This is a genomic window from Streptomyces sp. NPDC007205 (assembly GCF_040634095.1).
Lineage (GTDB): Bacteria > Actinomycetota > Actinomycetes > Streptomycetales > Streptomycetaceae > Streptomyces.
In genome coordinates, this window is the sequence record NZ_JBEYEW010000026.1 from 1 (window position 1) to 12,692 (window position 12,692).

At 70.6% G+C, this 12,692-nt stretch carries 8 protein-coding genes; all 8 read left to right on the top strand.

Annotated elements, in window-relative coordinates; genetic code table 11:
- The first annotated feature begins 263 nt into the window (after positions 1 to 263).
- On the top strand, positions 264 to 1,739 hold the full coding sequence (nrtL, locus tag ABZ624_RS31170) for an ArgS-related anticodon-binding protein NrtL (RefSeq protein WP_360096356.1): 1,476 nt from the start codon (positions 264 to 266) through the stop codon (positions 1,737 to 1,739).
- 54 nt (positions 1,740 to 1,793) lie between these two features.
- Positions 1,794 to 3,185: a diaminopimelate decarboxylase gene (gene lysA / locus ABZ624_RS31175; RefSeq protein WP_360096359.1), complete on the top strand. Its 1,392-nt coding sequence runs from the start codon at positions 1,794 to 1,796 to the stop codon at positions 3,183 to 3,185.
- A 219-nt stretch (positions 3,186 to 3,404) separates the two neighbouring features.
- Complete coding sequence (locus tag ABZ624_RS31180) at positions 3,405 to 4,697, top strand: homoserine dehydrogenase (RefSeq protein ID WP_360096362.1); 1,293 nt, start codon at positions 3,405 to 3,407, stop codon at positions 4,695 to 4,697.
- A gap of 6 nt (positions 4,698 to 4,703) precedes the next feature.
- Positions 4,704 to 5,762: a threonine synthase gene (gene thrC / locus ABZ624_RS31185; protein ID WP_360096365.1), complete on the top strand. Its 1,059-nt coding sequence runs from the start codon at positions 4,704 to 4,706 to the stop codon at positions 5,760 to 5,762.
- A 272-nt stretch (positions 5,763 to 6,034) separates the two neighbouring features.
- On the top strand, positions 6,035 to 6,952 hold the full coding sequence (gene thrB / locus ABZ624_RS31190) for a homoserine kinase (protein WP_360096368.1): 918 nt from the start codon (positions 6,035 to 6,037) through the stop codon (positions 6,950 to 6,952).
- A 404-nt stretch (positions 6,953 to 7,356) separates the two neighbouring features.
- Positions 7,357 to 9,342 (top strand): transcription termination factor Rho, encoded by a 1,986-nt coding sequence (gene rho, locus ABZ624_RS31195; RefSeq protein WP_360096371.1) that lies wholly within the window; start codon positions 7,357 to 7,359, stop codon positions 9,340 to 9,342.
- Between the two features lie 162 nt (positions 9,343 to 9,504).
- The gene (locus tag ABZ624_RS31200) at positions 9,505 to 11,262 is read left to right on the top strand and encodes a trypsin-like serine protease (RefSeq protein ID WP_360096374.1); all 1,758 of its coding nucleotides are present in this window, start codon (positions 9,505 to 9,507) and stop codon (positions 11,260 to 11,262) included.
- 196 nt (positions 11,263 to 11,458) lie between these two features.
- A complete protein-coding gene (locus ABZ624_RS31205) occupies positions 11,459 to 12,592 on the top strand; it encodes an LCP family protein (protein ID WP_360096607.1) in 1,134 nt (377 codons plus the stop codon).
- The last annotated feature ends 100 nt before the right edge of the window (positions 12,593 to 12,692 follow it).

A 12,692-nucleotide genomic window follows, 5' to 3' on the forward strand; every position in this document is an offset into this window, starting at 1 on the left:
TCCTCCACACCTACAACCACCACCGCTGCCACACCGCACTCGGCGGCCACCCACCGATCAGCCGTGTGAACAACGCTTCAGGTCAATACATCTAGGGCGGTTGGTGGCTTGGGCGGCTCGCCGGTGTCACCTGGCCGCAGTATGTGCGGCGTGTGCTGAGCAGTAAGTGCGGCGTGTGGTGAAGCGAGGGCTGCCGTCCGTCGGCCGTCCCACAGTGAGAACCGCCTCGCCTACCCACCCCCTCCCTCCCCTACGCTTGTCCCGTGACCCCCGTCGAGCTGTCCCGCACCGTGCTGCGCGCGGTGCGTCGTGCTGTCGATGACGGGGAGCTGAGTGTGACCGTGCCCGAGCGGGTCGTGGTGACCGAGCCGGGGCCCGGAGGGTGTGGGGACTTCGCCACCAACGTCGCGCTGCAGCTCGCCCGGTCGGCCGGGCAGTCGCCGCTGCGGGTCGCCGAGATTCTGCGGCCCCGGCTCGCCGGCGCCGACGGTATCCGGGACGTCGTCGTCAGCGGGCCCGGCTTTCTCAACATCAGCCTCGACGCGCAGGCCGACCCCGTCACCGGGCTCGTCCGGGAGATCCGGGCCCGTGGTGCCGCCTACGGGCACGGTGACGCCCTCGCCGGGCAGGTCGTCGCGCTGCGGGTGCCGTACGAGGTGCGGGCCGAGGTCGTCGCCGACGCCGTCGTGCGGATCGTCGGTACGCAGGGCGGCCGGGCCACCGTCGAGCATGGGGAGCCCGTCAATCTGCGGCCCGTGCCGGCCCCGGAGGACCCCGCTCCGCTCGGCGCCGACGCCGCCCGGTGGGCCCTGCTCCATCCGGCGCCGCACGACCGGCCGAGGATCACCGCCGACCATCTCGTCCAGCGGGAGAGCAATCCGCTGTTCCGGGTGCGGTACGCCCACGCCCGTATCCGATCCCTCAGCCGGAACGCCGCCCGCCTGGGCTTCACCGCCGAACCCGGTCCCGTGGGGGACGGGGCTCCCGGTCTCGCGGGGGACGGGGCTCCCGGTCTCGCGGGTGCCTCCCATCCTGGCGGCGCGGCTGCTGTCGATCTCGGTCCCGTGGCTGCCGCCGATCCTGGTGGTGCGGGCGCGGGCGCGGGCGCGGACGCTGCCGGCCCCGGCCCCATGGGCGACGTCGGGGGCCACGTCATCCCCGACACCCGGTGCCTTGTCACCTCCAGCACCCAGACTCCTGTCACCCGCGACACCGGCACCCAGAGCCTTGTCACCCCCCACAACACCGGCACCGGGGGCCTTGTCGCCTCCGGCACCCAGAGTCCTGTCACCCCCGACACCGGCACCCAGGGCCTTGTCACCCCCCACAACACCGGCACCGGGGGCCTTGTCACCTCCGGCACCCAGAGCCTTGTCATCCCCGACACCGCCACCCAGAGCATTGCCACCCCCGACACCGCCCCCCGCGCCCCTGCCGTTCCCGGCAGCACGGGCCCCCGGGGTCCTGCCACCCCCGACACCCGCCGCCTCCTCACCTCCCTCGCCGACCACCCCCGCATCCTCACCGCGGCCGCCACCCACCGTGCCCCGGACCGGCTTGCCCGGCATCTCGTCACCCTTGCCGATGCCGTGCTGCCCTTCCTGCCCTCCGTGCTTCCCTGCGGCGAGGAGAAACCCTCGGCCGCCCACCGTGCCCGGCTCGCCCTCGCCGAAGCCGCCGGGACGGTGCTGGCCGGTGGCCTGTCCCTGCTCGGCATCGACGCACCCGAACACCTCTGAGGGCCCCAGAGTAGATGCGCCCCGGAGAGAGACAGAGAGTCTGAGAGCCACGTCATGAGCCGTTCCGCCCACCCCGCCGGGCCCCGTCACGCCGACGTCCTGCCCGAGGGGCACTACTCCGCGCCGCCCGCCGACCTCAACGCCCTGGACCAGAAGGTCTGGGCCCAGACCGTCGCGCGCGACGCCGACGGGGTCGTCACCGTCGGCGGCGTCGACGTCACCCGGCTCGCCGAGTTGTACGGCACGCCTGCCTACATCCTCGACGAGGCCGATTTCCGGTCACGCGCGCGTGCGTGGCGTACCGCGTTCGGCGGCGACGCCGATGTGTTCTACGCCGGGAAGGCGTTCCTGTCCCGTGCCGTCGTGCGGTGGCTGCACGAGGAGGGGCTCAACCTGGATGTGTGCTCGGGCGGGGAGCTGGCCACCGCGCTGTCCGCCGGGATGCCCGCCGAGCGCATCGCCTTCCACGGCAACAACAAGTCCCCCGAGGAGATCCGCCGCGCCGTAGAGGCAGGTGTCGGGCGGATCGTGCTCGACTCCTTCCAGGAGATCGTGCGGGTCGCCCACATCGCGCAGGCCCTGGGCAAGCGGCAGAAGGTCCAGATTCGGATCACCGTGGGTGTCGAGGCGCACACGCACGAGTTCATCGCCACCGCCCATGAGGATCAGAAGTTCGGGATTCCGCTGGCCGGCGGGCAGGCCGCCGAGGCCGTGCGGAGGGCGCTGCAGCTCGACGGGCTGGAGCTGATCGGCATTCACTCCCACATCGGGTCGCAGATCTTCGACATGTCGGGCTTCGAGGTCGCCGCGCATCGCGTCGTCGGGCTGCTCAAGGACATCCGGGACGAGCACGGGGTCGAGCTGCCCGAGATCGATCTCGGCGGTGGGCTCGGGATCGCTTACACCAGTGGCGACGATCCGCGTGAACCGCATGAGATCGCCAAGGCGCTGACGGAGATCGTCAACCGCGAGTGTGACGCCGCCAGGCTGCGGACGCCCCGCATCTCCGTCGAGCCCGGGCGCGCCATCGTCGGCCCGACCGCCTTCACGCTCTACGAGGTCGGCACGGTCAAGCCGCTGGACGGGCTGCGGACGTATGTGTCGGTCGACGGCGGTATGTCCGACAACATCCGGACCGCGCTGTACGACGCCGAGTACAGCGTCGCCCTCGTCTCGCGCAGCAGTGACGCCGAGCCGATGCTCGCGCGTGTCGTCGGCAAGCACTGCGAGAGCGGGGACATCGTGGTCAAGGACGCGTTCCTGCCCGCCGACCTGGCGCCGGGCGACCTGATCGCCGTACCGGCCACGGGCGCGTACTGCAGGTCCATGGCCAGCAACTACAACCATGTGCTCCGGCCGCCCGTCGTCGCCGTGAAGGACGGCGAGGCCCGGGTGATCGTCCGGCGTGAGACGGAGGAGGACCTCCTGCGTCTCGACGTCGGATAACCCCTGCGCACGGCCGGAGGACCCAGGGCCGGAAGATCAAGGGCCGGTAGATCAAGGGCCGGCTACATCCAGGGTCGCGAGATCCAGGGCCGGAAGATCTACGGTCTTCCGGTCCCGTACAAATGAAATAGATGTCTCACGATCCGGACGAAGGGTAGAAACTCCCGTCCGGTGAGTGAGACTGGTGCAACCGTAGACGGTATGAGGAAACGAGGTCGGATGATGCGTACGCGTCCGCTGAAGGTGGCGCTGCTGGGCTGTGGAGTGGTCGGCTCAGAGGTGGCGCGCATCATGACGACGCACGCCGACGACCTCGCCGCCAGGATCGGGGCCCCGGTGGAGCTGGCCGGGGTCGCCGTACGACGGCCCTCCAAGGTCCGTGAGGGGATCCAGGCGGAACTCGTCACCACCGACGCCACCGCCCTCGTCAAACGCGGGGACATTGATGTCGTGGTGGAGGTGATCGGGGGGATCGAACCCGCCCGTTCCCTCATCACCACCGCCTTCGAGCACGGCGCCTCCGTCGTCTCCGCCAACAAGGCCCTGCTCGCCCAGGACGGCGCCGCCCTGCACGCCGCCGCCGAGGAGCACGGCAGGGACCTCTACTACGAGGCCGCCGTCGCCGGCGCCATCCCGCTGATCCGCCCGCTGCGCGAGTCCCTCGCCGGGGACAAGGTCAACCGGGTGCTCGGGATCGTCAACGGGACGACCAACTTCATCCTCGACAAGATGGACTCGACGGGCGCCGGGTACCAGGAGGCGCTCGACGAGGCCACCGCGCTCGGGTATGCGGAAGCCGATCCGACCGCCGACGTCGAAGGGTTCGACGCCGCCGCCAAGGCCGCCATCCTCGCCGGGATCGCCTTCCACACGCGCGTGCGCCTCGACGACGTCTACCGCGAGGGCATGACCGAGGTCACCGCCGCCGACTTCGGCTCGGCGAAGGAGATGGGCTGCACCATCAAGCTGCTCGCCATCTGCGAGCGGGCCGCGGACGGCGGGTCGGTGACCGCCCGGGTGCACCCCGCCATGATTCCGCTGACCCATCCGCTCGCCTCCGTGCGCGGCGCGTACAACGCCGTCTTCGTGGAGAGCGACGCCGCCGGGCAGCTGATGTTCTACGGCCCCGGCGCCGGCGGTTCCCCGACCGCCTCCGCCGTGCTCGGCGACCTCGTCGCCGTCTGCCGCAACCGGCTCAACGGCGCAACGGGGCCCGGTGAGTCGGCGTACGCCGCCCTGCCCGTCTCGCCCATGGGCGAGGTCGTCACGCGCTACCACATCAGCCTCGACGTCGCGGACAAACCGGGTGTTCTCGCCCAGGTCGCGACCGTGTTCGCCGAGCACGGAGTGTCGATCGATACGGTGCGCCAGCAGGGCAAGGACGGCGAGGCCTCCCTCGTCGTCGTCACCCACCGCGCGTCCGACGCCTCCCTCACCGGGACCGTCGAGGCGCTGCGCAAGCTCGACACCGTGCGGGGTGTCGCCAGCATCATGCGGGTTGAAGGAGAGTAACCAGCAATGACCCACCAGTGGCGCGGAATCATCGAGGAGTACCGGGACCGGCTGCCGGTATCCGACACCACGCCGGTCGTGACGCTCCGCGAGGGCGGCACGCCCCTCGTGCCCGCGCAGGTGCTCTCCGAGCGCACGGGCTGTGAGGTCCACCTGAAGGTGGAGGGGGCCAACCCCACCGGCTCCTTCAAGGACCGCGGTATGACCATGGCCATCTCCAAGGCCAAGGAGGAGGGGGCCAGGGCCGTCATCTGCGCCTCCACGGGCAACACGTCGGCCTCCGCCGCCGCCTACGCCGTGCGGGCCGGTATGGTTTCGGCCGTTCTCGTGCCGCGGGGCAAGATCGCGCTCGGCAAGATGGGCCAGGCCCTCGTGCACGGCGCGAAGATCCTCCAGGTCGACGGAAACTTCGACGACTGCCTCACCCTCGCCCGCTCGCTGAGCGATAACTACCCGGTGGCGCTGGTCAATTCGGTCAACCCGGTGCGTATCGAGGGCCAGAAGACGGCCGCCTTCGAGATCGTGGACATGCTCGGCGACGCGCCCGACATCCACGTCCTCCCGGTCGGCAACGCGGGCAACATCACCGCCTACTGGAAGGGCTACCAGGAGTACGCCGCCGACGGCATCGCCTCCAGGACGCCCCGGATGTGGGGCTTCCAGGCCTCCGGCAGCGCCCCGATCGTGCGCGGCGAGGTCGTGAAGGACCCCTCGACCATCGCCACCGCCATCCGCATCGGCAACCCGGCCTCCTGGCAGTACGCGCTGCAGGCCCGGGACGAGTCCGGTGGTGTCATCGACGAGGTGACGGACCGTGAAATCCTGCGCGCCTACCGCCTGTTGGCGGCGCAGGAGGGCGTCTTCGTGGAGCCTGCCTCGGCCGCCTCCGTGGCCGGTCTGCTGAAGGCCGCCGAGCAGGGCAGGGTCGACCCGGGCCAGAGGATCGTGTGCACGGTCACCGGCAACGGTCTGAAGGACCCCGACTGGGCCGTCGCCGGCGCCCCGCAGCCGGTCACCGTCCCGGTCGACGCGGCCGCCGCGGCCGAGCGCCTCGGCCTCGCCTGACCGGCCCTGACAGCCGCGGGGACAGCCGCTGACAGGCGGCGATCCCTGCGGCGGGTGCACAGGGGGCTTACGACACGCATCGTGCGCCTCCTGTGCGCCCTATGTCGCCACAGAACCTTCCTTCGATAGGCTGTACCGAACCCGCCCGTTGCATATGCCTTGCATATGGCTGCGCACACGGGTGATGTCGCGCCGTCTGCGCGGCCGGAGGGTCTCCCCGTACGTATCGAATGTCTTCGACAGTCACGCAGCTCAAGGAGAGTCAACGAGCGATGGCCGGTCCAGCGTTCCGCGCCGCCGCCGTCCGGGTGCGCGTTCCCGCCACCAGCGCCAATCTCGGCCCGGGCTTCGACGCCCTCGGCCTCGCGCTGGGGCTCTACGACGACGTGGTCGTCCGGGTGGCCGACTCCGGGCTGCACATCGACATCGCGGGGGAGGGCAGCGAGACCCTCCCGCGTGACGAGTCTCACCTGCTCGTCCGCTCCCTGCGCACCGCCTTCGACCTGCTGGGCGGACAGCCCCGCGGCCTGGAAATCGTCTGCGCCAACCGCATTCCGCACGGTCGGGGCCTCGGTTCCTCCTCCGCCGCGATCTGCGCCGGCATCGTCGCCGCCCGCGCCGTGACCATAGGCGGCGAGGCCCGTCTGGACGACGCGGCGCTGCTGGAACTGGCCACCGAGATCGAGGGCCACCCGGACAACGTGGCCGCGTGTCTGCTCGGCGGCTTCACCCTGTCCTGGATGGAGTCCGGCGCCGCCCGGGCGATCAGGATGGAGCCCAGCAATTCCATCGTTCCGGTGGTTTTCGTGCCCGGAAAGCCGGTCCTGACCGAGACCGCGCGCGGCCTGCTGCCGCGCACCGTGCCGCACGTCGACGCCGCCGTCAACGCGGGCCGTGCCGCCCTGCTCGTCGAGGCCCTCACCCGGCGCCCCGAGCTGCTGCTGCCCGCCACCGAGGACCGCCTCCACCAGGAGTACCGCGCCCCGGCCATGCCGGAGAGCACCGCGCTGGTGGAGCGGCTGCGCGCCGAGGGCGTCCCGGCCGTCATCTCGGGCGCCGGGCCCACCGTCATGGCCCTCGCCGACGCCGGCACCGCCGACAAGGTGGAGACCCTGGCCGGCGCCGACTGGGCCGCCAACCGGCTGAGCCTTGACCTGCAGGGAGCGAGCGTGCTGCCGCTTGCGACCTGACACACGGTTGCCGGATTTGGAGAGGGGGAATGTTTGTTGGATCCGGTAGTGTTAACCTCAAGTCTGCACCCGACCCCACCATGGCGAGGTGCCTCGTGTCCCAGTCCGGGACAGACATCCCTCCGGGAGCCTCCCACGCCACTCCGTGTTCCGTACGCCGCACCTGGGCAGTACGTCGTATGCGGACACTGAGCAGGCCACTGGGCACGCTCCGGAATCGGTGCTACCACGCCACGTGACACTGGGTGCCACGGCTCGCGGAAGCGCCAATCACCGCACATTTCCTCCGCCGCTTTGGCGGACCACCGCCCCGGCACGGTTCACGGAAGACAGGACCGTAGCCGGACAGCACAACCGGTCGCCGAGCCAGACAGGCCGACGTCCGCTCCAGGGAAGGACCCTTCGTGAGCGACACCACCGATCTGATGGGCGCACGTGTCGAGGAGACCGCTGCCGCGCCCGCCACGGACGCCTCCGCGCCTGCCACCGGTGCCGGCTCCCGGCGGCGCCGCGGTACCGGCCTCGAGGGCATGGTGCTGGCCGAGCTGCAGCAGGTCGCCTCGGGCCTCGGTATCAGGGGCACCGCGCGGATGCGCAAGAGCCAGCTGATCGAGGTCATCAAGGAGGCGCAGGCCGCCGGGGGAGCCGCCCCCAAGGCCGAGGCCGCCGCCGAGACCAAGCCCAAGCGCCGCGCCACCTCCAAGGCCCGTACGGGTGAGGCCGCCGACGGCGAGAAGAAGGCCGAGGCCCCCGCCGAGAAGGCCGTGGCCCAGCAGCAGATCGAGATCCCCGGCCAGCCGGCCTCCGACGACGCCCCGACCGAGCGCCGTCGCCGCCGTGCCACCGCCGAGGCGGGCAGCCCGACCGCGAGCGGCGCCGAGACCGTGGCCGCCGAGGCGAAGGCCGAGCCCAAGGCCGAGGCGTCCGTGCAGCAGTCGCAGCAGGGCGAGGCCAAGGGCGACGCCGGTGACGGCGAGGGCCGTGGCCGCCGCGACCGCCGTGAGCGCGGCCGTGACCGCGACCGCGACCGCGACCGTGACCGTGACCGCGACCGCCGTAACAAGGGCGACGACCAGCAGGGCGGCCAGCAGCGTCCGCAGCAGGGCCAGCAGCAGGGCGGCCGCACGGACCGCCAGCAGGACGACGACGACTTCGAGGGCGGCCGCCGTGGCCGTCGGGGGCGCTACCGCGACCGCCGGGGCCGTCGTGGCCGCGACGACATCGCCGCCGAGCCGCAGCTCGCCGAGGACGACGTCCTGATCCCGGTCGCGGGCATTCTGGACATCCTCGACAACTACGCCTTCATCCGTACGTCGGGGTACCTGCCCGGTCCGAACGACGTGTACGTCTCCCTCGCCCAGGTCCGCAAGAACGGCCTGCGCAAGGGTGACCACGTCACCGGTGCGGTCCGCCAGCCCAAGGACGGCGAGCGGCGCGAGAAGTTCAACGCGCTGGTCCGCCTCGACTCCGTCAACGGCATGGCGCCCGAACACGGCCGTGGCCGCCCGGAGTTCAACAAGCTGACCCCGCTGTACCCGCAGGACCGCCTCCGCCTGGAGACGGACCCGGGCGTGCTCACCACCCGCATCATCGACCTGGTCTCGCCGATCGGTAAGGGCCAGCGCGGTCTGATCGTGGCCCCGCCGAAGACCGGTAAGACCATGATCATGCAGGCGATCGCCAACGCGATCACGCACAACAACCCCGAGTGCCACCTGATGGTCGTCCTTGTCGACGAGCGTCCGGAAGAGGTCACCGACATGCAGCGGTCGGTCAAGGGCGAGGTCATCTCCTCGACCTTCGACCGCCCGGCCGAGGACCACACCACGGTCGCCGAGCTCGCCATCGAGCGCGCCAAGCGACTGGTGGAGCTGGGCCACGACGTGGTCGTGCTGCTGGACTCCATCACGCGTCTGGGCCGTGCCTACAACCTGGCCGCGCCGGCCTCCGGCCGCATCCTGTCCGGTGGTGTCGACTCGACCGCGCTGTACCCGCCGAAGCGGTTCTTCGGTGCGGCGCGGAACATCGAGGACGGCGGTTCGCTGACCATCCTGGCCACGGCTCTCGTGGACACCGGGTCCCGCATGGACGAGGTGATCTTCGAGGAGTTCAAGGGCACGGGCAACGCCGAGCTCAAGCTCGACCGGAAGCTCGCGGACAAGCGCATCTTCCCGGCGGTGGACGTGGACGCGTCCGGTACCCGTAAGGAAGAGATCCTCCTCGGCGCCGAGGAGCTGGGCATCGTCTGGAAGCTGCGGCGGGTGCTGCACGCCCTCGACCAGCAGCAGGCGGTCGAGCTGCTGCTGGACAAGATGAAGCAGACGAAGTCGAACGCCGAGTTCCTGATGCAGATTCAGAAGACGACGCCTACGCCGGGCAACGGTGACTGAGCGCCGTTGAGGTGAGTCCAGAGGCCGCCCCTCGTCCACAAGTGACGGGGGGCGGCCTTTTGGCGCTGAGAGGTACGGGACGCATCAGGCGCCCCGCTCTACTCACCTTTCCCTGGGGGGAACTCCTTGCTCGCACCCCTGCCCAGGCGGCACAGACGCCGTATGCGCGTCGGTCTGCCCCTCGCTGCCGCCGCTGTCGCCGCTGCCGTCACCGCCGCGCTGATGACGGCCTCCGCCGGTGCGGCCACCGCGTTGCCGAAGCCGAGCGGCAGTCCCGTCGTCAGCCAGCCGTCCCAGGCCACCCTGGAGAAGCGGATCGCGGGCGCCGACGCCACCGGCTCGTCGGGCACGAGCGGCAGCACCCCGTCGGCCGTGTCGCCCGGGATCATCGGTGGCAACGAGACCACCATCTCCTCGGCGCCCTGGATGGCCCAGCTCTTCTACTACGACGACAAGGGCACCACCGACACCAGCGACGACGTCGGCTTCTTCTGCGGCGGCTCGGTCGTGGCGCCGACGAAGATCCTCACCGCGGCGCACTGCGTCAAGGGCTACAGCTGGAACAAGCACGGAACCGTCGTCACCGGCACCGACCGGCAGCCCACCACCGGCACCGACGGCACCACGGACCTGCACGGCGGCCAGGCCACCGGCGTCCTGCGCCAGTGGAACCACCCGTCGTACAGCGCGACGACCATCGACAACGACATCGCCGTCCTCACCCTGGACGTCCCGGTCAGCGCCACGCCGATCCGGATGACCACCTCCGGCGACACCGCCTCCTATGCCGGCGGCACCAGCGCCACGGTCTACGGCTGGGGCCGCACCAGCTCCACCAGCGACGACATCTCCCAGACGCTGAAGACCGACACGCTGACCCTCCACGCCGACAGCACCTGCAGCGGGGTCTACGGCAGCGAATTCATCGCGGGGCACATGGTCTGCGCGGGCACGCAGTCCGGCAGCGACACCGGTACCCAGGCAACCTGCAACGGTGACTCCGGCGGACCGCTCGTGGTGGGCGGCCGCATCGTGGGTGTCGTCTCCTGGGGTGTGAAGGACTGCGTGGAGAAGGGCTACTACAGCGTCTTCACCAAGGTCTCCACGTACGTCGGCGCGGCCTATCCGCAGATCGACGACACCAACCTGAGCGACACCGACGGCAAGGCCGACCTCTTCGTGCGCAGCTCCGCCACGAAGACCGGCTACGAGAAGGACTCCACCGGCAGCTCCTTCGGCTCCCGGATCTCCCTGGGCGACTGGAGCGGCGCCGACCTGGTGCTCCAGGCCGACCTCGACCGCGACGGCTACCAGGACTTCGTCTACCGGGTCGGCTCCACCGGTGACGTGTACTGGGACCACTTCGTCCTCAACAGCGCCCGCACGGACGGTTCCTGGGCCACGACGAAGATATTCAGCGGCTGGGGGACGCGCCAGCGGATCGTCGTCCCGGGCGACCTCACCGGCGACTACAGGCCCGACGTGCTCTCCGTGGACTCCGGCGGCACGATGTGGCTCTACCCGGGCAACGGCAACGGCACCTTCGGCTCCCGGGTCGAGGTCGGCACCGGCTGGGGCCAGTACAACTCGGTGCGCGGACACGGCGACCTCACCGGCGACGGCAAGGCCGACCTGCTCGCCCGCCAGGCCGGCACCGGCGACCTGTACCTGTACAGGGGCACCGGCAAGTCCGGCTCCGGCGCCTTCTCCGCGCGGATCAAGGTGCGCAGCGCCTGGACCGGCTACAACGCCTTCGACGCGGTCGGCGACATCAGCGGCGACGGCAAGGCCGACTTCCTGGCCCGCACCCCGGCAGGCACCCTGTACCTGTACAAGGGGACCGGAAAGGCCACAAGCGAGATCTTTGCCACAAGGATCTCGGTCGGCACCGGCTTCCAGGCGTACGACCTCTGGGGCTGAAGCCGCAGGTGAGCGCCGTACGCTCGCACGGAACGACCACGCAGAGTGCCCCTCGCCCTACGCGAGGGGCACTTTGCGTTGTGCAACTCTTTCCCGAGTTTCTCCGTCTGACCCAGCGGGGCGACGATGGAGCGGTACTGCCCGCGCCTGACCCTGACAGCAGGGGGTAACCGACCGACGAGACCTAGGAGCGATGTTGTCCGCCCAGAGCACGCCGGAGCCCGTCATAACCGAGCCTGGCGACACCGGTCCCCGCCCGCGAGGCAAGGGCCGCCGCCGCAAGGCCCGCAGCACGCGCCGCAAGGCCCTGCTCGCCACGGCCTGGACCGCCGCCGGTGTGGTGGTGCTGGGCGGTGTGGGCGCCGGGTACCTGTACTTCAAGCTCAACGGCAACATCAAGAGCGTCGACATCGACCAGGCCCTCGGCAACGACCGCCCCTCGAAGCTCGACAACGGCTCCGAGAACATCCTGGTCCTCGGCTCGGACACCCGCTCGGGCACCAACAAGAGGCTCGGCGGCGGCACCGACGACGGCAGCGCCCGCTCCGACACGGCGATGATCGTCCATGTCTACCGGGGCCACAAGAAGGCCAGCGTGGTCTCCATCCCGCGCGACACCCTGGTCGACCGGCCCCGGTGCACCGACACCAAGGGCACCCCGCACCCGGCCGCCTCCGGCTCGATGTTCAACGAGGCCTACGGCACCGGCGGCGCGGCCTGCGCGGTGAAGACCGTCGAGTCGATCACCGGCATCCGCATGGACCACTACCTGGAGGTCGACTTCGCGGGCTTCCAGAAGCTCATCGACGACCTCGGCGGCGTCCCGGTCACCACGACGAAGAACATCGACGACCCGCAGAGCCACCTGAAACTGCCGGCCGGCACCCACACCCTGAGCGGGCAGCAGGCCCTCGGCCTGGTCCGCACCCGGCACGGCGTCGGCGACGGCTCCGACCTGGGCCGCATCCAGCTCCAGCAGGCCTTCGTCAAGGCGCTGCTCAGCCAGGTCAAGCACGTCGGCGTCTTCACCAGCCCCAAGAGGCTGTACGACCTCGCCGACACCGCCACCAAGACCGTCACCACCGACTCCGACCTCGGCTCGGTCAATTCCCTGATCGACTTCGCGGACGGCCTCAAGGGCATCGGCCCGAAGCACATGACCATGATCACCATGCCGGTCCGGTACGACCCCGCCAACCCCAACCGCGTGCTCATGGAGAAGCAGAAGGCCCAGCTGGTCTGGGACGCCCTGAAGAAGGACCAGCCCATCCCGAAGTCGGCCACGAAGGGCACGGCCTCGGGAGAGGCCAAGGGCGTGGTGAGCGGCTGAGGGTCGCGGGGAACCGCGCAACCCCCTCGGGGAATAAAGAACAGTGGCCCCCGGTTTTGGGGGATGGCACCAGTCCTGGCAGACTGGTACGTCGGCTCCG